The sequence below is a fragment of the Streptomyces niveiscabiei genome (assembly GCF_001419795.1).
In the GTDB taxonomy this organism is placed as follows: domain Bacteria; phylum Actinomycetota; class Actinomycetes; order Streptomycetales; family Streptomycetaceae; genus Streptomyces; species Streptomyces niveiscabiei.
Genome location: NZ_LIRL01000164.1, coordinates 1 through 21,628 on the forward strand (window position 1 = coordinate 1; position 21,628 = coordinate 21,628).

Genomic DNA, 21,628 nt, shown 5'->3' on the forward strand with positions numbered 1-21,628 from the left:
GAGGGGGCGGGGTTCCCGGGAGTGGGCGGGGACGAGAGGCCGTCGCGGACGCTCCCGCAACGGCACTGCGCCGCCCCCGCCTCCTCACCGCGCCACGGCCGCGCAGTACTCCTCGTCCGTCGCCAGCAGATTCCGGTGCGTGTCCTCCGCCGTGACCGCGCCCTCGTTCAGGACGAGTACCCGGTCGGCGGCGTCCAGCAGTGCCGGGCTGCTGGTGATCACCAGCGTCGTGCGCCCCCTCCGTAGATCCGCGACCCGNNCGTTGGCGCTGGCCGCCGGAGAGGTTGGCGCCCCGGTCACGGACGGGATAGTCGAGGCCCTCCTTGTGCAGAGCGACGACGTCGGTGAGCATCGACGCCTCGACCGCCTCGTCGACCGTACGGCTCGTCCCCGAGGGGTCGATGTTCGTGCGCAGGGTCCCGGCGAAGATCTCGCCGTCGTAGGGGTTCACGAGCAGATGCTCGCGCACCCCCTCCACCGCCAACTCCCCCAGCGCGGACCCGTCGACGCGAACCTCCCCTTCGTACCCGTCCGGTGGGACGTTCACCGCGAGCAGGGACACCAAGTCGGCCGCCGCGCGCGGCTGGTACGCGGCGATGGCGACGAACTCGCCCGCCTTCACCTGGAACGTGAGGTCGCGCAGCGTGCCGTAGTGGACGCGGTCGATCTCCAAGTCTCCGCCTGCGGAGGGTGTTTCGGTACCCGAGGTCATCACGGGCGGGGCCGAGAGGACGAGGGACATGCGGGCGGCCGAGGCGCGGGCGATCATCACGTACTTCGGCATCTCGGAGAAGAGTTTCAGGGGCTCCATGATGAACTGCGCGAGGCCGACGGCCATCACCAGCTCACCGATGTTGATGCGGCCTTCGAAGGCGAGCCACCCGGCGGTGAGGGTGACGGCGGCGGCGAGGACCGCGTTGAGGGCGAGGGCCGTGCCCGCGTACACGCCGTTGACGCGGGCGACGGTGACCGCCTGCTGCTTGGCCTCCGTGCTGACCGCCCGGTAGGAGCGGAACGCGGCGTGGTTGCCGCCGAAGCCGTGCAGCGGGCGCAGGCCGGTGATGAGGTCGGCGACCTTCGCGCCCGCGCGGGCGACCCGGGCCTGCTGTTCCTGCGTACTCGATCCGATCCGTTTCGACATGATCGACAGGACGGTCAGGATCGCGGCGGACCCGGCGATGACGAGCAACCCGAGCCGCAGGTCGGCGAGTCCGAGCGCGACGGCGGCGATGAGGAGGGAGACGACGGAGCTGATGAGGAGGGGGACGACCTCGATGATGTCGGCGGTCTGGTCCGCGTCCTCGGTCGCGACGGTGAGGACCTCGCCGGACTTCAGGTCGACGTCGCGGGCGACCGGCTGGAGGCCGCAGGCGGCGACCTCCACGCGCCAGCGGTGCGCCTCGGTCGTGTTGGCCTTCTGGAGGATGCGCATGCCGAACCGCCACGACAGCGAGACCGTCGTGATGATCACGGCGAGCGCGGCGATGGAGATGCCGAGCTTGTCGAGGCTGCGGCCCTGCATCGTGTGTTCGACGATGAGGCCGAGCGCGATGGGGAAGGCGGTCTCCCCGGCCTGGTAGAGGCCCATGAGGAGGGTGCCGCCGGCCATCGCGCCGACGTTGCGGCGCAGCGCGGTGCGCAGGATGTCGGCCCCGGTGCGGGCTTCGTCGGCCCCGGTGCGGGGCTGCTGGAGGTCAGGAGTTGTCATCGAGGTGGCGGGCAATCGCTTCCGGGGTGCGCAGGGTGAACAGGTCTCGGATGGTCACGACGGGGCCGAACTCGCGGCGGAGCAGGCCGATCAGCCGTACCGCCAGCATCGAGTGTCCCCCGAGGGACACGAAGTCGCTCACCGCGCTCACCTCGTCGTCGTCCAGGTCAAGGGCCTCGGCGAAGAACTCGCAGACCAGGGTCTCGGTCTCGGTCTCGGGTCCGCGCTCCCCCGCCGTCGTCAGCGCGCCGAGCGGCCGGGCCTCGGGCAGCGCCTTCGTGTCAGCCTTCCCGTTGACGGTCAGCGGGATGCCGTCGACCTGCGCGTAGTGCGTGGGCCGCAGGAAGTCCGGGAGCCCGGCGCCCACTTCGGCCGCGACGTCCGCCAACTCGGCGCCGTCCAGGACGAGATAGGCGGCGAGCCGGTACGCGCCGTCGACCTGCGGATCGGGCTGCGCGACGGCGGCGGCGAACCGTACGGCCGGGTGCGCGGCGAACACGGCCTCCACCTCGCCGAGTTCGACGCGATGGCCGCGGATCTTGACCTGCTGGTCGGTGCGGCCGAGGTACATCAGGTTGCCGTCGGGCCGGCGCAGCACCAGGTCCCCGGTGCGGTACATGCGTTCGCCGGGCGCCCCGAACGGGCAGGCCACGAACCGGTGCGCGGTCTCGCCCTGCCGGCCGAGGTAGCCGCGCGCGATGCCGACGCCGGAGACGTACAGCTCGCCGGGGACACCGTCCGGGAGGGGGCGCAGCCATGGGTCCAGGACGTAGACGTCGGTGTTGTCGATGGCGACGCCCACGACCGGGTCGGCGCACTCGAACGTGCCGACGCCGAGCGTGTTGATGGTGTACTCGGTCGGCCCGTACAGGTTGTAGCCGACGGTCCCCTCGGTCTCGGCGAGCCGCTGCCACAGCGTCGGCGTCACCGCCTCCCCGCCGAGCAGGACCAGCGGGGGCCGCCGGTCCGGGTCGTCCAACAGGCCCTCGGCGACGAGCTGTTGCGCGTAGGTCGGGGTGACGTTGATGACGTCGATCCCGAACTCCAGGCAGTACGCGACGAGTCGGGGCGCGTCGCGGCGCAACTCCTCGTCGCAGATGTGCACCTCATGCCCGTCGGCGAGCCACAGCAGCTCCTCCCACGACATGTCGAACGCGAACGACACGGTGTGCGCGATCCGGAACACCCGATGCCCGTGCTGCGCCAACACCGGTTCGAAGATGCGGCGTTGGTGGTTGATCAGCATGTTGGTGAGACCCGCGTACTCGGTCACCACGCCCTTCGGCTTACCGGTCGACCCGGAGGTGTAGATCGTGTACGCCGGGTGCCGCAGCCGGTCGGGGTCGTCCGGCGCGAACGTGGTGAACGGTTCGGCGGGCGGCAACGGCCGGTCCAGCTGGATCAGTTCGCCCTGGAGGCGGGGCGCCACCGAGGACACGGTCAGGATGACGTCCGGCCGCGCGTCCTGCACGATCGCCGCGATCCGCTCGTCCGGGTGGTCCAGCTCCAGCGGCACATAGGCCGCGCCGACCCGCAGGACGGCGAACAGGGCGACGATCGAGTCCAGCGAACGTGGGATCGCCAGCCCGACGTTGGTCTCGGGGCCGATCCCGCGCCCGGCGAGCACACCGGCCAACTCGCGGCTTCGGTCCCGCAGTTGCGCGAAGGTCAGGGTCTTGCCGTCGGCGACCAGGGCGAGCCGTTCCGGATCGCGTCCGGCGGCCTGGTCGAAGCGGTCGACGACCGTGTCGGTGGTGATGCCGGTCTTCTCGCCGGGTACGGGCGTCGCGCCGAGCCCCGGCAGCGCGCCGACGGGTCCGCTCGCGCGGGCCAGGTCGCGCAGGACGCGCAGGTAGTCGTCCAGCAGGCGCCGGGCGTGGTCCGAACTCCCGTACCGGTGCTCCAGTTTGACCGTCAGCCGGTCGCCCGGCGTCACGACCCAGGTGTAGGGGTAGTGGGTCGAGTCGTCGGCCTTCACCTCGACGATGCCGTGCCGCGTGTTCATCTCCGCGAAGGCGTCCAGGTCCAGGAAGTTCTGGAGGACGAACAGGTTGTCGAACAGGGTGTCGTGGCCGCTGGCCCGCTGGATCTCGCCGAGTCCGAGGTGCTCGTGCTCCATCGCGGCGACCCGCGTGGACTGCACGCTCTCCAGGTACGCGCGCACGGAGTCCTGGGCGCGGGCCCGGGTCCACATCGGGACGGTGTTGAGGAGGACGCCCACGATCTCGTCGAGCCCCTCCCCCTCGCGGCCGGACACGGTCACCCCGAACACGGCGTCGCTGCGGCCGGTGTGCGCGCCGAGCAGGAGGCCGAAGGCGCCGGTGAGGACGGAGTTGAGGGTGACGCCGTGCGCCTTGGCGGCCTCGCGCAGGAGGTCGGAGTCCTCGGCGGACAGGGTGTGTACGAGGGTCGGGGGCAGGTCCGTCGACAGCTCGGGGGCCGGGCCGGCCAGGAGGGTCGGTCCGGGGAGGCCGGCCAGTTGCTCCGCCCAGAACCGCTCGGAGACGGCGGTGTCGCGGGCGGCGAGGGTCCGGGCGTACTCCTCGAAGCTGGGTGCGGGGGCCTGGGTCAGGTCACCGGCGTACGCGTCGAACAGGTCCCTCAGCACGATCTCGCGGGACCAGCCGTCCCACAGCAGGAGGTGGTAGCTGAGCAGCAACCCGTCCCGGCCATCCGGGAGTTGAACGATCGTGAGGCGGATCAGCGGCGGTTCCCCGGGGTCGAACCCGGCGTCGCGGTCCGCCGCCCGGAAGGCGTCCACCTCTTCGAAAGAGGACAGTTGGACGGTCTGGACGTCAACGCGCCTGCCCGCCTTGAGGACTTGGACCGGGTTGCCCTCGTCGTCGGTGGTGAAGCCCGCGCCCACGACCGGGTGCCGGTCGATGACCTGGGCCATCGCGTCCGCCAACCGGTCGGCGTCGAGCCGCCGTTCGAAGGTGAACCAGCTCTGCGCTACGTAGTGCCCGGCCTGGCCCGCCAACTGGGCCTGGAAGAACAGGCCGCGCTGGAGGGGGGTGACGGGTGCGGTGCGTTCGGCGGTCGTCGAGGCGTCGGCGATGCGGGTGAGCGCCGCCGTCCACGCGTCGGTGATCGTGTCCGGGACGCCCTCGGCGAGCGTGAACTCGGTGTGGAGCCGGTCCTCGGCGATCCAGGCGTTCACCTCGACGGCGTACGGGCTGCCCGGGGTGGCTCCGGCGATGTGCAGCGCCTGCGACTCGCTGCCCCGGCCCAGGTAGTTGAACAGCACCTGGGGGCGGGCGGTGAGCAGCGGGGCCGTCTGCGGGTTCAGGTACCTGAGCCTGCCGTAGGCGACGTGGCCCTGCTCGTCCGGCTGCCGGTCGGCGACCTCGCGGGCGGCTTCGACGGGGTCGGCGTGCGCGGTGAGGCGGACCGGGGCGATCGAGGTGAACCAGCCGACGGTGCGCGTGTAGTCGTGGTCCTCGCGGACCGGGACCCTGCCGTGCCGCTCCAACTCCACGGCCAGGTCGGTGGGTTCGGGCTGAACCGCCGTGAGAGCGACGCGCAGGGCGCCGACGAGGAGTTCGGTGAGGCCGACTCCCAGGGCTGTCGGGGCGGTTCGGGCGAGGCGGTCGGTGGTGTCCGGGTCGAGGACGGCCGTCGCCTCGCGCAACTCGCCGACGGACGCCACGAGTTGTGGCGCTTCGAGGGTGGTGATCCAGTGGCCGAGGTCGCCGGTGTCCTGCTGGGCCCGGGCAGCCTGGGCTTCGGCGTACTGCGCGTACGACGTGGTCGGTGGCGCGAGGTCCTTGCCGGTGAGGGCCGTTGCCAGGTCCTCCAGGAGGATCAGCCACGACACGGCGTCCACGGCGAGGTGGTGCACGACCACGACCAGGGTCCGGGTCTCCGCCAGCCAGGCGAACCCGGCGACGCGTCCGGCCTCGGGGTCGAGGCGGTCGGCGAGGTCGTCGGCGGCGGCTGCCGGGGGCAACGTACTGCGGACGAGGGTGAGTTCGGCGTCGGGTTCGGTGCTGAGCGTCCAGACGCCGTGGTCGGCCGTCAGGCGGAGCCGGAGGGCCGGGTGGGCGGTGATCACGGCCTCGACGGCGCGCTCGACGTCCGCGAAGCCGGTGCCTTCGGGAGTGGTGAGGGTCCTCGCCTGGGCGAACCTGGCGAGGGAGCCGCCGAGTTGGCGTTGGCGGAGGATGATCGGGGTGGGGGTGAGGGGGCCGTCCACCACGGGCTCGGCCTGGCGCGCGGGGGCCACGGGGACGCTCACGCGTCCGGCCAGCGCGCGGGGGGTGCGCAGGAGGAAGACGTCCCGGGGGGCGATGGCCAGGCCCAGCGCCCTCGCACGGTTGATGACGGTGATGGCGACGATGCTGTCGCCGCCGGCCCGGAAGAAGTCGGTGTCGGCGTCGATGTCGGTGCCGGGGAGCGTGTCGGCGAAGATGCGGATCAGGGCGTCGAGAGCCTGAGGAGCGACCGCAGAGCCCTCGGAGGCGGCGCCACCAGCCACACCAGCAGCTGCATCGGAGGCGGCGAGGCCAGCACCGGCACCCGAGCCCGCCAAGGCGCCGAAGCCCTCGAAGGCATCGGCGGCTTCCTCAGCCGCCCGCGCCACCAGCGCCTTCCGGTCCAGCTTCCCGTTCACCGTCAACGGCAGCGCGTCCACGGCCAGCACCTGCCCCGGCACCATGTGCACCGGCAGCTTCGCGGCGAGCCGCTCGGCCAGGTCGCCGGGCGCCCGCCCGACGACGTGCGCGACGAGGTGGTCCCCGCTGTCCGCGACGGTCACGGCGGCATCGGTCACCCCGTCGACCTCGCGTACGGCGGCCTCGACCTCCCCCAACTCGATCCGGAACCCCTTGAGTTGGACCTGGTCGTCGGCTCGCCCGGCGAACTCCAGCTCCCCGCCGAGCGTCCGGCGCGCGAGGTCCCCGGTGTGGTACATCCGCGACCCGTCCCCGGCGAACGGATCGGCGACGAACCGCCCCGCCGTGAGCCCGGCCCGCCCGAGGTACCCCAGGGCCACCTGGTCCCCGGCGACATAGATCGCACCGACCTTCCCAGGCGGAACCGGCCTCAACCGGTCGTCGAGGAGGTAGGTCACCAGCCCCGGGATCGGCCCCCCGATCGGGCTGGCGTCGGCCGCGAAGTCCTCGTCGGTGAGTACCCGGTGGGTGACGTGCACGGTCGTCTCGGTGATCCCGTACATGTTGACCAGTTCGGGCGTCCGCGTGCCGTGCCGCTCGACCCACCCCCGCAGCCGCACCGGGTCGAGCGCCTCACCCCCGAAGACGACCCGGCGCAGGGCGGGCAACGTCTCCCCGCTCTGCCGATCAGCCTCGACGAACTGGTAGAAGGCGGACGGCGTCTGGTTGAGAACCGTCACCCCCCGCTCGCGCACCATCCGGTGGAAGTCGACCGGTGACCGCGTCAACCCGTACTCGGGGACCAGCAGTTCGCCCCCGTGCAGCAGCGCCCCCCACAGCTCCCAGACCGCGAAGTCGAAGGAGTAGGAGTGGAACTGCACCCACACGTCGTCGGCCCCGAAGCCCATCGCGGGCTGCGTGTTGGCGAGGAGCGTCACGACGCTGGAGTGCGGGACGACGACGCCCTTGGGCCGCCCGGTCGAGCCGGACGTGTAGATGACGTACGCCGGGTCGTGCCAGCCCACCTCGAACGGCTCGCCGTCCAGGGGGAGTTCCTCGCCCTGGACGATCACCCGGGCGTCGACGCCGGTCCGGGCCAGCAACTCCGTGAACCGGTCCCGGTGTTCGGCGTCGACGAGCACGACCTGCGGCGCGGAGTCGGTGAGGATGTGCCCCAGCCGCTCGTCCGGGTAGGCGAGGTCGAGGGGTACGTACGCGCCGCCCGCGCTGACGACCGCGACCAGCGCGACGACCTGTTCCACCGAGCGGGGCACGGCCACGGCGACGCGCCGGCCCGCTCCGACTCCGGCGGCGCGCAGGGCGCAGGCCAACTCGGTCTTGGCGTCGGCGAGTTCGCCGTACGTCAGGGAGCGGGTCGTGCCGTCCAGGGCGATCTGGGTGACGGCGGTGGCGTGCGGGTTACCCCAGGCGGTGGTGTCGAACCGGACGCTGAGGGGGGTCTGTTCGACGGGGGGTGTCGTGGAGCGCGGTCCGGCGACCGGGGCGTCCGGGTCGGCGAGGAGTGCCGTGAGGGTCGAGGTGAAGATGTCGAGGACAGTACGGGCGTCGCGCTCCCCCAACACCTCCGCGTCGTAGATGAGGTTGAAGCGGTCGCGTTCCACGACCAGGGTCAACGGGTAGTGCGGGGCGCCCTCGTTGACGATCTCCGTGACGGCGAGGGTGTCGCCGGGGCGGCGCAGGGCGGTGACGTCGGTCGCTATGTCGAACACGACGAGCGTGTCGAAGAGGGCGCCGGCGCCGATCCGGGAGAGGGAGACGTGCTGGTGGGCGAGGACCGCGCTCTGGTGTTCGCGGACGGCGGCGAGCAGGTCGCCGGCCGTGGTGCGGGCGTCCCAACGGGCGCGTACCGGAATGGTGTTGATGAACAGGCCGGCCATGTCCGCGATGCCGGGCACGTCGGCGTCGCGGCCGGAGACCGTGGAGCCGAAGACGACGTCCGTGCTGTGCAGGATGCCGCCGAGGGTGACGGCCCAGGCACTGTGCACGGCGACGCTCAGGGGTACGCCGGGCGTCTCGACGGAGGCCGGGGCGGAGACCTCGGCGAAGGTGTCGGAGGGCGTGTGGCCCTCGGCGACCAGGGAGGTGCCGGTGAAGCCGTCGAGTTCCGCGCGCCACACGCGGTCGGTCTCGGCGGCGTCGCGTCCGGCGAGGGCGCGGACGTAGTCGGCGAAGCCGCCGATCGGGTAGACGCTGCCGGGCGCGTGGTACTCGGCGAGGAGGGCGCGCAGCATCGGCGGGACGGACCAGCCGTCGGCGATGATGTGGTGCACGGTCTGGACGAGCACCGTGCGGTCCGTGGCGCGGACCAGGGTGTAGCGCATCAACGGGCCTGCGGCCAGGTCGAATCCGGCGCGCCGGTCGCGCTCGGCGAGGTCGCGGAGTTCGGCGTCGGTGATGCCGGGCCGGTCCAGGACGGTGAACGGCGCTTCGACGCCGCTCTCCAGGACGGAGACCACGCGGCCGTCGGCGAGGGCGGTGAAGCGGGCGGCGAGGTTGGGGTAGAGGTCGAGGAGGCGGGTGGCCGCCGCCTTGAGGCGGTCGGCGTCGGCCTCCCCTTCCAGGGTGAGGAGTTGCTGTTCCACGTAGGCGCCGGACGAGTCGTCGTCGAAGACCGAGTGGAAGTAGAGGCCTTCCTGCAACGGCGTGAGCGGCAGGATGTCCCTCAACTGCGGCCCGTCGTAGGCGTCCACGTCGGCCTGGGTGAGCGGGACGAGGTCGAAGTCGCTGGGGGTGTGGCCGCCCGCCTCCAGTGCGGCGAGTCCGTCGAGGGCGGCGTGGAAGTGGTCGCCGAGGGCGGTGATGTCGTCGTCGGTGAACACGCCGGACGGCCAGGACACGGTGGTCACGAGCTGGAACTCGCCGGTGTCCGGGTCGGGTTCGGCGATCGCGTTGAACTCCAGGGCGCGCGGCAGCCGCATGGCGGGGTCGCGCTTCTCGCCCAACTGGTCGGTGGCGCCCGAGAGTTCCCAGTCTCCGTCGGCGCCTGCACTGAAGCGGCCCAGGTAGTTGAAGAGGACCTGGGGTGCGGGGGCGGTGAAGCCGGCGCCGTGGAGGTGGCGCAGGACGCCGTAGGAGAGGCCGTTGCCGGGGACGGCGGCGAGGTCCTCCTTGACGGCCTTGAGGGCGGCGGCGAGGTCCTCGGTGGTGCCGGGGTCGACGGTCACCGGGAACAGGGTCGTGAACCAGCCGACCGTACGGGACAGTTCGGGCTCGAACCCGGCGGAGTCCGCGACGAACCGCGCCTCGCGGCCGTGCCCCTCCAGCTCGATGTGCGCGAACGTCTGCTCCTGGCCGCGCTCCTTGCGGAACCGGGAGAGGGCGACGGCGAGGGCGGTGAGCAGGACGTCGTTGACGCCCGCGTGGAACTTCGCGGGGATGTCGCCCAGGAGCGCGGCGGTGGTCTTCGGGTCGGTGGTGAGGACCCGGACGCGTTCGCCGGCCACGGTGTCGGTGTCCGACAGGGCCCGCCTGCCGAGGAGTTGGTCCGGGCCGGGCAGCTCCCGCTCGTAGTAGGCGCGATCGGCGTCGAAGGCGGCCCGCTCCAGGAGCTGCGTCCAGCGCCTGAACGACGTTCCGACGGGCGGGAGTTCGATGTTCGCGCCGGAGCTGTACTGGTTCCACGCGGTCGCGAGGTCCTCGCGCAGGACGCGCCAGGAGACGCCGTCGACGATCACGTGGTGGGCGACGAGGACGAGTTGGCGTGCCGTGCGGCGCCAGACCGCGCGCAGCATCACGCCGTCGTCGGGGTCGAGCCCGGCGGTGGCGAGGGCGACGCAGTCCGCCAGGGGCAGGTCGCTCTCCTGCCAGTCGACCGAGGCCCTGCGGGCGGGCGGGACATCGAAGCCCCACTGCTCGCCGCGCACCAGCCGGGCGCGCAGCATGTCGTGGCGTTCGGCGAGGGCGGTGAGCGCCGAGTCGAGGGCGTCCTCGGTGAGTTCGGCCGGGGTGTTCAGGACGACGGACTGTACGAACCCGTCGACGGCGTCCGTGGTCTCGCCGAGCCAGCGCACGATGGGCGAGCCGGTGACGGTGCCGGTCGGGACGTCCGCGTGGTCCGTCGCGGAGACGTCCTCGCGGCTCGCGACGGCGGCGAGCGCGCCGACGACGCTGTGCGTGAAGATCTGGCGGGCGGTGACGTGCAGGCCCTGTTCGCGCAGGGCGCCGAGCAGGGAGATGGCGAGGATGCTGTCGCCGCCGAGCTGGAAGATGTCCTGGTTGACGCCGACCTCGTCGAGGCGCAGCACCTTCGCGACGGCCGCGCAGACGATCCGCTCGTTCTCGCTGGCGGGCGGCACGATGGTGCCGGTGCGGACCTCGGGTTCGGGCAGGGCCCTGCGGTCGAGCTTGCCGTTCGCGGTGAGCGGGAACTCGGTCATCACGACGACGTGCGTGGGGACCATGTACTCGACCATGTGCTCGGCCGCCCACGCCTTGACCTCGTCGCCGGTGAGCGTCTCGTGTCCGGCGGCGGGGATGACGTACCCGTCGAGGTAGGTGCCGCCCGCCGAGTTCTTCTTCGCGACGACGCACGTGTAGCGGACGCCGGGGTGTTCGGCGAGGCCGACCTCGACGTCCTCGATCTCCAGGCGCATGCCCCGGATCTTGATCTGGTTGTCGACGCGGCCGAGGAAGTCGAGGGAGCCGTCAGGAGTGAAGCGGGCCAGGTCCCCGGTGCGGTAGAGGCGGGAGCCGTCGTCCGCGAAGGGGTTGGCGACGAAGCGGGACGCGGTCAGGCCGGGCGCGTTGACATATCCGCGCCCCAACAGGAAGCCGCCGACGTAGAGTTCACCGCCGACGCCGACCGGGACCGGCCGCAGTTCGTTGTCCAGGACGTAGAGCTGCGTGTTCGGGTTGGCCTTGCCGATGGACGTGGTGAGGCGTCCGGCCCTGCCCCGGTAGATGACGTGGGAGACGCCGATGGTCGTCTCGGCGGGGCCGTACCCGTGGTACATCGGGATGTCGAGCTTCGTCCGGAACCGTTCGTACAGCTCCGGGGTGAGGACCTCGCCGCCGCACCACACGTGCCGCAGGCTGTCCAGCTTCCCCGAGTCGCCGGCCATCTCCAGCAGGACGTCCAGCATCGACGACACCAAGTAGGTGAAGGTGACGCGCTGTTCGGCGATGACGCTCAGCAGGTGGTGCGGGTCGCGTTCGCCGCCGGGGCGCAGCACGACCAGGCGTCCGCCGCTGACCAGCGGCAGGAAGATCTCGTTGATGGAGATGTCGAACGACAGCGGCGCCTTGAACAGGGACGCGTCGTCGTGGCCGAAGTGCAGGATCTCGTTCACCTGCCACAGCAGGCGCTCGCTGATCGCCTCGTGCCGGATCATCGCGCCCTTGGGGCGGCCGGTCGAGCCGGAGGTGAAGATCACGTACGCGAGTCCGTCGCCGGGCGGGGTGACGCCTGTGCCGCCGGTGGGGTACGCGTCGTACGCCCACTCCCCCAAGTCGACCGCCACGGCGGGGGGTTCGGCCTCCTCGTACTCACCCGTCGGGTTGAGCTGGAGGACGGCCCGCGCGTCCTCGATCACCACGGCCCGGCGCGCGGCCGGCCACTGGGGGTCCAGCGGGACGAAGGCGCCGCCCGCCTGAAGGACCGCGAGCAGGCCCACGACCATCTCAGCGGAGCGGCCCAGGGAAATGCCGACGACCTGTTCGTCGGTGAGCCCGCGCTCGATGAGGTGGTGCGCCAACTGGCCGGACAGCTCGGCCGCTTGACGGTACGTCAGGGCGCGGTGCTCGTCGACGACCGCGATCTCGTCCGGCCTCGTCCGCGCCTGCTCCCGGAACATCTCGACGATCGTCGGACGGTCCCGGTCGGCCCGGTTGTCGTTCCACTCCGCGAGGAGCGCGAGCCGCGCGGCCACACTGGAGGGCGCGATCGTACCGAGCGGGCGGTCGGGGAAGTCGGCGAGGTCATCGAGGGCGAGCTGCGCGTCGCCGGGCTCGACACCGTCGGGGACGGGAATGTCGTACGCCTCCCCGTCGCGGTTCCCGACCCAGGCGAGTACGTCGGTGAAGAGGGTCGCCGACGTCAGCTCAATACCCTCGGGGTTGACCCCTCCGGCCCAGAACTCCAGCCCGATGGCACACGCTTCACTGATGGCCCGGTCGGAGTGATCGCCACCGACCCGCCGCCGCACACCGGCGAGCTGCTCGGGAGAAAGCCGTACAAATCGAGTACCAGATTCCAGCATCGAAGACTCCGCGTCCCTTTCACGTTGTGAACGTCGGCTTCAGGGTGGGGGGTTGAGGTGGCGGACGGCGGAAGAGCTAACTTCCTTCGCGCCAGGCTCGCCACAGGCGTGCGTACCGTCCGCCCAGGGCTACGAGTTCGTCGTGCGTCCCCTGCTCGACAACCCGACCGGCGTCGAGAACAGCGATCCGGTCCGCCGACATCGCCTGCGTCAGCCGGTGCGCCACGAACAACGTCGTCCGCCCGGCGCAAGCCGCCAGCACGGCCCGCTCCAGTTCGGCAGCCCCTTCGCTGCCGGCCTCAGCAGTCGACTCATCCAGCACGACAACCGGCGTACGGGCCAACACCAGCCGCGCCAGCGCCAGTTGCGCAACCTTGGTCACATCCAGCCGCTCGCCGCCTTCGCCGACCGGCGTATCAAGCCCCTCGGGAAGTGCGGAGGCCCACTCCCAGGCCCCCACCGTCCGCAGCGCATCGGCGAGTTCCTCGTCGGTAGCGCCAGGCGAGGCAAGCCGCAGATCCTCCGCGAGCGGACCGGAAAACACATGACTCTCCTGGGTGAGGATGCTCACCAGGGCCCGGGCCCCGGCCTCGTCGACGGAGGCGAGGTCGGTCCCCCCGATCCGCACCGTGCCCGCGTCAGGCGTCCCGATCCCGGCGATGAGCGCGGCAAGGGTCGTCTTCCCGGCCCCGGTGGCCCCGACGAGCGCGAGCGAACCCCCAGCAGGAATGGTCAAGTCGACGTCCCGCAACACAAGTTGCTCAGTACCGGGATAGCTGAAGGTAACCCCCCGCACAGCCACCCCGTACGCCCCGGAGTCAGCCACATCCGCATCCCCGACGAGCCGCCCCGAAGTCCCCTCCCCCAGCACACCCACGAGCCGCGTAAGACTGGCCCCGGACTTCTGGGCCTCGTCGAAGGTGAACATGATCGCGCCGAGCGGCGTGAACAGCCGATGGAAGAGCAGCGGGGTCGCGGAGACGTCACCGAGTGTCGCGGCGTCGTTCTCCAACAGGGCATACCCCACCAGGAGAATGAGCGTCAGCCCGATGAACTCGGCCCGGTTCTCCCGTCCGACGAACCGCCCGAAGAACCGGAAGACCTCGATGCCGTAGTTGCGTACCCGCCACGACTCGGTGTCGACCTTCTCGCGGAAGGTGTCCTCAAGCCGGTAAGCACGAACGGTGTCGATCCCGTCAAGCCCGCTGATGAGGGCCTGGGCCCGGTCTGCCTGCGCAGCGCGTTGCTTGCGGTAGAGCGGGGCGGAGCGCGGCAGGTACCAGCGCAGCGCGAACGCGTACGCGGGCAGCGCCCCGGCCCCCGCGAGCCCGAGCCGCCAGTCGAGCCCGAACATGCCGGTGGTGGCGATGGCGACAAGTACCCCGGCGGAGAAGACCGTTGGAATCGCGGTCCGGATCCCCCGGGAGATCACGGCGACGTCGTCGCCGACCCGGGAGAGCACGTCCCCGCGCCCGACCTGCTCGACGCGGGAGCTCGGCATGCCGAGCACGGCGCGGACGGCGCCTTCGCGCAGCCGGGCGAGCAGGTCGGCGCCGAGCCGCCCGATGAGATAGGTGGAGACGGCCGTGGCCACCGCGCCGAGCAGCGCGGCGACCACCATGGTGACGCCGATGGTGAACAGGACCGACCGGTCCTCGCCGCCCACGACCCCGTCGACCACGCGGCCGAGGAGGAGGACGGGGAGGACCTGGAGGGCGGCCCCGGCCACCGTGGTGAGCACGGTGGCCGCGGCCAGTCCGGGCACCTCGCGGCAGTGCTCCGCGACCCATCGCGCGGCCTCGCGGCCGGTCGCCGTGCGCAGCGCCGCCGGGGCGGGGCGCGTGGCGGTGCTCACGCCGGCGTCGGACATTACTGGGTGACCGCCTTGACGAGTTCGTCGATCGCGTACGGCATCGAGGCGAGCGTGGCCTGCGACATGGCGGCGCCGACGGCCGGGCCCTCGCTGTCGAGGAGGTAGGTGACCTTGTTGTTCTTGACGGCGCCGAGGTTGGTGTAGAGCTTGAACTTCTTCAGCGCGTCGGTGTCGGCCTTGTCGTTGATGACGACGACGCGGTCCACGTCGACGAGGTCGACGCGCTCCGGGGAGAGCTGGGTGGAGAAGCTGCCGCCGGCGACCTTGTCGATGCCGGTCTGGTACTTGAAGCCCATGCCGGTCAGGAGCTGGCCGCGGACGTCGGTGGAGGTGAAGGCGGCGATGGAGTTCTTGTACCAGGAGAACGCGACGGCGGTCTGCTGCGCGAACTCGGGGTGCGCCTTCTTCGCGGCGGCCAGCTGCCCCTGGACGCCCTGGATCAGCTGCTCGCCCTCCTTCTCCTTGCCGAGGGCCTTGGAGATCTGGAGCGCGTTGTCCTGCCAGGGGGCGCTGAAGGGTTCCTTCTCCGCCTTCGTGCGGCCGACGGTGGGCGCTATCTGCGAGAGCTTGTCGTAGGCGGCCTTGTCGATCTCGGAGTACACCGCGATGATCAGGTCGGGCCGCAGGGCGGCGATCTTCTCGAAGTTGGGGCCGGAGTCACCGTTGTTCATGATGACCTCGGGCTTCGCGTCACCCCACTTGTCCTTGACCCACGGCCACTGCGTGTTGATGTCGGGGGACTTGCCGGCCGGGTTCGGGTACTGGTCGACCATGCCGACGGGCTTGGTGCCGAGCGCGAGGACGGTCTGGTCGTCGGTGTAGCCGACGGTGACGACGCGTTCGGGGGCCTTCTTGACCGTCGTCGAACCGAAGAAGTGGTCGACGGTGACGGGGAAGGCGCCGGAGGCGCTGGGGGACGTGGAAGCGGCGGCGTTGTCACCGGAGTCGCCGGAGTCGCTGGAGCCGCACCCCGCGAGCAGGCCGACGCCGAGCGTCGCGGCGGCCAGGGTGGCCGCCAGCCGGCGCCGGGGGTTCTTGAGCGTCGTTCTGTGGAGCAGCATCCCGCAATCCCTTGCCTTCACGTTGTCCAGCTGGTCCGGCGCCCGGTGGACGAGCGCGCGCCTCGTTCAAAGGGCAGGCAAACCCTACCCAGAAAACTGAGGTTAGCCTAGCCTAACTAGCGTAATCGTCCGGATCATTCGCCGAGCCGGGCATGCGTACGCCCGATCGGCACGATCATCGGCCGGTCCCCCACCGGGTCGTCGATGACTAGCGCCTTCAACCCGAAGGCGGCGTCGAGGAGTTCGGCGGTGACGACGTCCCGGGGGTGCCCCTGCGCGAGGATCGCGCCGTCCCGCATGACCACGAGGTTGTCGCTGTAGCGGATCGCCAGGTTGAGGTCGTGCAGCACCATGACGACGGTCCGCCCCGACTCGTGCAGGTCGTCCACGAGGTCGAGGACGTCGACGGCGTGCGCGAGGTCGAGATAGGTGGTCGGCTCGTCGAGCAGCAGCAGGTCGGTGCCCTGAGCCAGCGTCATGGAGATCCATACGCGCTGGCGCTGACCGCCCGACAGGGAGTCCACCGGCCGGTCCGCGAGGTCGAGTACGCCGGTCATGTCGAGGGCCTTCTCGACGACCTCGGCGTCGTCCGAGGACCACTGCCGCAGCCAGCTCTGGTGCGGGTGCCTGCCGCGTGCGACCAGGTCGGACACGGTCAACCCCTCGGGCGCGACCGGCGCTTGGGGGAGCAGCCCCAACTTCTTGGCGACGTCCCGGGTCTTGAGGCGCGCGATGTCGTCGCCGTCGAGCACGACCGAGCCCTTCGTGGGCTTCAGCAGCCGCGACAGCGTCCTCAACAGGGTTGATTTCCCGCAGCCGTTGGGCCCGATGATCGTGGTGATGACACCCGGCGGCACGGCCACGTCGAGGTCGTCGATGACGGTCCGGCTGCCGTACCCGACCGTGACGCCTCGCGCGGCCAGCCGCGTCGCCGCGACGGCCGGGGACTCGATCTCGGTGATGTGCTGAGCGACCACAGGGCCCCCTTGCCTGTTTAGGTGTGCCTAACCTTTGTACCAGGTACTCCTGGGAACCCGGCCGCTCCGGGGCCGGTTTGCCGGGGGGGCCGGCTTCCCGGGGGGCCGGTCACCGCTTCAGGTTCGCCCGCACCAGCAGGTGGACGAGGAACGGCCCGCCGATCGCGGCGGTGACCACGCCGACCGGCAGCGAGGCCGGCAGCACGGCCCGCACGACGAGGTCGGAGCCGAGCAGCAGGACGGCGCCGAAGAGCCCGGAGGCGGCCAACGGGGGTGTCGCGGAGCGCGCCAGACGCATCGCCACCTGCGGCGCGACCAGCGCGACGAACGGCACGGGGCCCGCCGCGCTCACCGCGACCCCGGCCAGCAGGACCGCGCACAGCAGCAGCACGGACCGTACGGCGGAGTAGCGGACGCCGAGTCCGGCGGCCACGTCGTCGCCGAAGTGCAGGGGCTTGAACTGGAAGGCGACGCAGGTCACGACGGCGAGCAGGGCGAGCGTGCACCACAGGGCGATCCACACCTCGTTCCAGGACCGGTTGTCCAGCGAGCCGACCAGCCACGCCTGGGCGCGGGCGACGTCCCTGATGTCGGCCCCGACGAGCAGCCAGGTCGTGATGGCCTGCATGACGGCGCTGACGGAGATGCCGATCAGGATGAGCCGGAAGCCGTCGATGCCGCGCCGCCAGGCGAGGAAGTAGACGAGCAGCCCGGTGCCGAGGCCGCCGAGGAGCGCGGCGGCGGAGAGGCCGAGGGTGTCGGCGATCGCGGTGGCCGCTCCCCCGGAGACCGTGACCAGGAACACGGCGACCGCGCTGGCGCCGCTGGTGATGCCGAGGATGTCGGGGCTGGCCAGCGGGTTGCGGGCGATGGACTGGGTGATCGCGCCGGAGACGCCGAGCGCGATGCCGACGACGAGCCCGGCCAGCGCGCGCGGCATGCGCAGGTCCATGATGACGAACCGGTCGACCTGTTCGCCGCCGCCGAAGATCGTGGAGATCACCCGGGAGAGGCTGATCGGGAAGTCGCCGGTGCCGATGGAGAGGCAGAACAGCAGGAACGCCGCCGCCGCGAGCACGAGGGTGACCAGGGCGACCCAGGGCCGCCACACGAACGAGACCTTGCCCAGCCGGATGCCGGGCGCCAGCGGGGGCTTCAACTCGGTGCCGTTCATGCGCTCTTGAACTTTCCTCGGTAGACGAGGACGGCGAAGAACGGCGCCCCCAGCAGCGATACGACGACTCCGGCCTCCAACTCGCCCGGCCTGACGACGAGTCGGCCCACGATGTCGCAGACCAGCAGGACGACCGCGCCGAGCAGTCCGGCGTACGGGACGAGCCAGCGGTAGTCGGGTCCGGTGAGGGAGCGGGCGATGTGGGCGACCATCAGGCCGAGGAACGCGATGGGCCCGCAGGCGGCGGTGGCGGCGCCCGCGAGGAGCGTGATGGCGGTGATGCCGATGATCCGGCTGCGGGTGACATCGACGCCGAGTCCGCGCGCCACGTCGTCGCCCAGGTTGAGGAGGTTCATCGCGGGCAGGGTGGCGACCGCCATCAGCAGGCCGACGGCGACGAAGCCGGTGATCGGCCAGATGACGTCGAAGCCGACCCCGGCGACCGATCCGGCGTTCCAGAACCGCAGCGCGTTCAGCGCGGTCTGGTTGCCCAGGGAGATCGCGGTGGTCATGGCGGCGAGGAAGACGGTGATGCCCTGCCCGGCGAGGGCGAGGGTGAGCGGGTTGCCGGCGCCCCGGCCGATGCTGGCGAGCCCGAACACGACGACTCCGGCGAGCCCGGCGCCGAGGAACGCGAACCACACGTACGCGAAGGGGCTGGTGAACCCGAACACGGCGATCGCGGTGACGACCGCGAAGGACGCGCCCGCGTTGACGCCCAACAGCCCTGTGTCGGCTATGGGGTTGCGGGTGTAGCCCTGGATGAGGGAGCCGCCGACGCCGAGCGCGATCCCGGCGACGACCGCGAGGACCGTGCGCGGCACCCGTACCGTGCGGACGATGAGGCGGATCTCGGTGAGCCGCTGGTCGTCGGCCGGCGCGCCGAGGAGGCCGTGCCACACCTCGCTCAGGCTCAGCGCCCGCGCCCCGACGGCGAGGGAGAGTGCCGAGGCGATCACCAGGAGCGCCAGGAGGGTGCCCAGACCCGCGACCCGTCGTCGGCGGGTGTGCTTCGACCCCCCGGTCACGGGGCGCGCAACAGTAGTCGTGCCCATGTCGTCGTACGTTATCTCTTCGGTCCGTGGGTGATCGCGGCCGGTCGGGCCCCGCGCCCGGCGGCGCGGGGCCGGCGGCTCAGCGGGTGGTGCCGTCGGCGACCGAACGGGCCGCGTCCGAGGCGGACTTGAGGCCCCGGTCGAGGAGCGAGTCGAGGATCTCGCCGACCCTGATCGCCGTGTTGGAGAGCAGGGAGGAGGTGATGCCGTGGGTGTGCTCGGTGCCGCCCTGGAGGTAGATCCCGGCGTGGACGCCGGGCCCGGTGGCGATGCGGTAGTCGCGCTCGACGCGCACGCGGCCCTCGTCGTCGCGCAGGCAGTGGCCGCCGACCTCGCCGAGGAGGCCGAGCGGGTCGGCGGGGCTGTAGCCGGTGGCGAACACGACGACGTCCGCGTCCAGATACGTCTCCTCGCCGGTGACCAGGGAGGTCACGGCGGCCGTGGCCTTGTCCTCGGTCTCGGTGACGCCGGTGAGGCGGGAGACGTTGATGAACTTCAGGCGCTCGGTGCCGAGGACCTTCTCCTGGTACGACTGGCGGTACAGGTCGTCGATCAGGTCGATGTCCACCACGGAGTAGTTGGTGTTGCCGTGGTAGTCCATCAGACGCTTCTTGACGGCCTCGGGCGCCTCGAAGTACTCGTCGACTGCCTGCGGGTCGAAGATGCGGTTGGCGAACGCGCTGTCGTCGGCGGGGCTGTAGCCGTAGCGCGAGAAGACCGCGCACACCTCGGCGTCCGGGAATCTGCGGTGCAGGTAGGCGACGTTCTCGGCGGCGGACTGGCCGGCGCCGACGACGACGAACCGGGCCGGGTCGGTGCCCTCCAACTCGTCGACCTTCGCGAGGAGTTCGGAGTTGTGCCAGACGCGCTCGCCGCGCTCCACGCCCTCGGGCATGAGAGGGCGCAGGCCGGTGCCGATGACCAGGTTGCGGGCGCGGTGGACGGCGAGGCCCTCGGCGGACCGGACCGTGACGTCCAGGCAGTCGATCTCGCCGTCGCGCAACACCGGTTCCACGCCGACGACTTCATGGCCGTACGAGACCAGGTGGTCGACCTTCGCCGCGGCCCACTCGAAGTAGTCGTGGAACTCGACGCGCAGCGGGAACAGGCTCTTGTGGTTGATGAAGTCGATCATCCGGCCCTTGCTCTGCAAGTAGCACAGGAAGCTGTACTCGCTGGCCGGGTTCCGGAGCGTCACCAGGTCCTTCAGGAAGGACACCTGCATCGTCGCGTCGTCGATGAGCATGCCCCGGTGCCAGCCGAAGCGGGGCTGCTGCTCGAAGAAGTGGGCGCTCACCGCCTTCTCGCCGCCGACTCGGGCGTTGTGCTCCTCCAGTGCGATCGCCATGGCCACATTGGAGGGGCCGAAGCCGATCCCAATGAGGTCGTGGACCAGTGGTGAGTCAGCAGGAAGCACCTGTGACATGTCTCTCCCATCGTGCGGGGCAGTCGCCATGTGTCGGCGTGGGGGAAAGTGCGGGATGACGGGCATGCCGAACAGCGGCACACCGGCAACTTAGGTGAGCCTAAGCTAATCCGGTGGAGCTGTCGATAGGAACAGCGGCGAGAGGACTGCCCGTTGAAAGCTAAGGTAAGCCTTGCTTTACTTGATCCGCACGTCGCTTGATCCGGTCAGCCCTGCTTCGAGGAGGAACCCCATGCGGGTCGTCATGTTCGGTTACCAGACCTGGGGGCACCGCACCCTCCAAGCCCTTCTGGACTCCGAGCACGACGTCGTGCTGGTCGTCACGCACCCCAGGAGCGACCACGCCTACGAGAAGATCTGGAGCGACTCGGTCGCCGACCTCGCCGAGGAGCACGGCGTACCGGTCGTCATCCGCAACCGGCCCGACGACGAGGAGCTCTTCCAGCGCCTCAAGGACGCCGACCCGGACATCATCGTCGCCAACAACTGGCGTACGTGGATCCCGCCGCGCGTCTTCGGACTGCCCCGGCACGGCACGCTCAACATCCACGACTCGCTGCTGCCGAAGTACGCCGGGTTCTCGCCGCTGATCTGGGCGCTCATCAACGGGGAGCCCGAGGTCGGGGTCACCGCGCACCTGATGAACGACGAGTTGGACGCAGGCGACATCGTCCGCCAGGAGTCGGTGCCCGTCGGCCCCACCGACACCACCACCGACCTCTTCCACAAGACGGTCGACCTCATCGCCCCCGTCACGGTCGCCGCGCTCGCCGACATCGCCTCTGGGAAAACGGAGTTCACGAAGCAGGACCGCTCCGAGGCGACCTTCTTCCACAAGCGCGCCGAGGAGGACATCCGCATCGACTGGGACTGGCCGGCCGAGGTCCTCGAACGCCTGGTCCGCGCTCAGTCCGCCCCGTACCCGAGCGCGTTCACGTACCACAAGGGCAAGCGCCTCGAAGTCCTCGCGTCCTTCGTCTCGGCGTCCCGCTACGGCGGCACCCCGGGCCGCATCTTCTACCGCGAGGGCGACGGCGTGGTCGTCGTCGCCGGGGCGGACGCCCGCACCGGCCGCAACCACGGACTCGCCATCACCCGGGTCCGCACGGAGGACGGCCGCGAACTGGCGGCCACCGACTACTTCACCTCCATGGGCGGCTACCTCACCACCCACCCCTGATCCGTCGGCCCCGGTACGGTCCCGGGGCCGACGCCCGGCCGCCGCCGCACCCGATCCCTGTCGGGGCGGCGGCGGCCGGCTTCGGGCGGTGTACAGCGGCGGGGCGATTCTTCGCAGGGCGGTGTGACTGCATACGGTATGACCAGATCATCACCTGCCCGGGAGTTGGGATGTCCGGTAGCCGTCGTGCGAGACCTGTCGAGGCCATTGAGGCGATCGAGCCGCCCGGGAACGTTCAGCTGGCGCTGACCGTTGTCGGGGTGACGGTGTCGGTGGAGGCGTTGGGGGAGCTGTCCGGGTCGGCCGTGCTGCTGCTCGGGCTGCTGGTGTTCCTGCCGGGGGC

Annotated in this window: 8 protein-coding genes and 3 pseudogenes; 2 read left to right on the forward strand and 9 right to left on the reverse strand. The window is 71.1% G+C overall.

The window, feature by feature from the left end; genetic code table 11:
- Positions 1 to 84: 84 nt before the first annotated feature.
- From AOK24_RS50395 to AOK24_RS09135, 9 genes and pseudogenes are all read right to left on the reverse strand, one after another.
- Positions 85 to 258 (reverse strand): annotated as a pseudogene (locus AOK24_RS50395) (ABC transporter ATP-binding protein); the annotation flags it as partial.
- A gap of 2 nt (positions 259 to 260) precedes the next feature.
- Positions 261 to 1,708: pseudogene (locus tag AOK24_RS09100) on the reverse strand (ABC transporter transmembrane domain-containing protein); the annotation flags it as partial.
- Positions 1,695 to 12,539 (reverse strand): non-ribosomal peptide synthetase, encoded by a 10,845-nt coding sequence (locus AOK24_RS09105; RefSeq protein ID WP_055719543.1) that lies wholly within the window; start codon positions 12,537 to 12,539, stop codon positions 1,695 to 1,697. The pseudogene AOK24_RS09100 and the gene AOK24_RS09105, both read right to left, overlap by 14 nt.
- 76 nt (positions 12,540 to 12,615) lie before the next feature.
- Positions 12,616 to 14,409 carry an ABC transporter ATP-binding protein gene (locus tag AOK24_RS09110; RefSeq protein ID WP_055719544.1) on the reverse strand — a complete coding sequence of 598 codons (1,794 nt, stop codon included), beginning with the start codon at positions 14,407 to 14,409 and terminating at the stop codon, positions 12,616 to 12,618.
- The gene (locus AOK24_RS09115) at positions 14,409 to 15,473 is read right to left on the reverse strand and encodes an iron-siderophore ABC transporter substrate-binding protein (protein WP_055719545.1); all 1,065 of its coding nucleotides are present in this window, start codon (positions 15,471 to 15,473) and stop codon (positions 14,409 to 14,411) included. Before AOK24_RS09115 ends, AOK24_RS09110 begins: the two co-directional genes overlap by 1 nt.
- Positions 15,474 to 15,607: 134 nt before the next feature.
- Positions 15,608 to 16,450, reverse strand: a complete 843-nt coding sequence (locus tag AOK24_RS09120) for an ABC transporter ATP-binding protein (protein ID WP_055719546.1) — start codon at positions 16,448 to 16,450, stop codon at positions 15,608 to 15,610.
- Between the two features lie 109 nt (positions 16,451 to 16,559).
- Positions 16,560 to 17,624, reverse strand: coding sequence for a FecCD family ABC transporter permease (locus AOK24_RS09125; RefSeq protein WP_055719547.1), 1,065 nt, complete (start codon positions 17,622 to 17,624; stop codon positions 16,560 to 16,562).
- A complete protein-coding gene (locus AOK24_RS09130; RefSeq protein ID WP_055719548.1) occupies positions 17,621 to 18,679 on the reverse strand; it encodes a FecCD family ABC transporter permease in 1,059 nt (352 codons plus the stop codon). The genes AOK24_RS09125 and AOK24_RS09130 overlap by 4 nt, the downstream gene beginning before the upstream one ends.
- A gap of 79 nt (positions 18,680 to 18,758) precedes the next feature.
- Positions 18,759 to 20,105: a lysine N(6)-hydroxylase/L-ornithine N(5)-oxygenase family protein gene (locus AOK24_RS09135; protein ID WP_055719549.1), complete on the reverse strand. Its 1,347-nt coding sequence runs from the start codon at positions 20,103 to 20,105 to the stop codon at positions 18,759 to 18,761.
- Positions 20,106 to 20,337: 232 nt separating this feature from the next.
- On the opposite strand from AOK24_RS09135, the gene AOK24_RS09140 reads away from it, so the two are divergent.
- Together AOK24_RS09140 and AOK24_RS50400 are read left to right on the forward strand one after the other, a co-directional pair.
- Positions 20,338 to 21,285, forward strand: a complete 948-nt coding sequence (locus AOK24_RS09140) for a methionyl-tRNA formyltransferase (protein WP_055719550.1) — start codon at positions 20,338 to 20,340, stop codon at positions 21,283 to 21,285.
- A 170-nt stretch (positions 21,286 to 21,455) separates the two neighbouring features.
- A pseudogene (locus tag AOK24_RS50400) lies at positions 21,456 to 21,628 on the forward strand (serine/threonine-protein phosphatase); the annotation flags it as partial.

What these genes read in the sequence shown, in the direction of transcription:
- AOK24_RS09135 (WP_055719549.1), bottom strand. Translation starts at nt 20,105, where the DNA reads ATGTCACAGGTGCTTCCTGCTGACTCACCACTGGTCCACGACCTCATT.
- AOK24_RS09125 (WP_055719547.1), bottom strand. Translation starts at nt 17,624, where the DNA reads ATGAACGGCACCGAGTTGAAGCCCCCGCTGGCGCCCGGCATCCGGCTG.
- AOK24_RS09130 (WP_055719548.1), bottom strand. Translation starts at nt 18,679, where the DNA reads ATGGGCACGACTACTGTTGCGCGCCCCGTGACCGGGGGGTCGAAGCAC.
- AOK24_RS09140 (WP_055719550.1), top strand. Translation starts at nt 20,338, where the DNA reads ATGCGGGTCGTCATGTTCGGTTACCAGACCTGGGGGCACCGCACCCTC.
- AOK24_RS09110 (WP_055719544.1), bottom strand. Translation starts at nt 14,409, where the DNA reads ATGTCCGACGCCGGCGTGAGCACCGCCACGCGCCCCGCCCCGGCGGCG.
- AOK24_RS09115 (WP_055719545.1), bottom strand. Translation starts at nt 15,473, where the DNA reads ATGCTGCTCCACAGAACGACGCTCAAGAACCCCCGGCGCCGGCTGGCG.
- AOK24_RS09105 (WP_055719543.1), bottom strand. Translation starts at nt 12,539, where the DNA reads ATGCTGGAATCTGGTACTCGATTTGTACGGCTTTCTCCCGAGCAGCTC.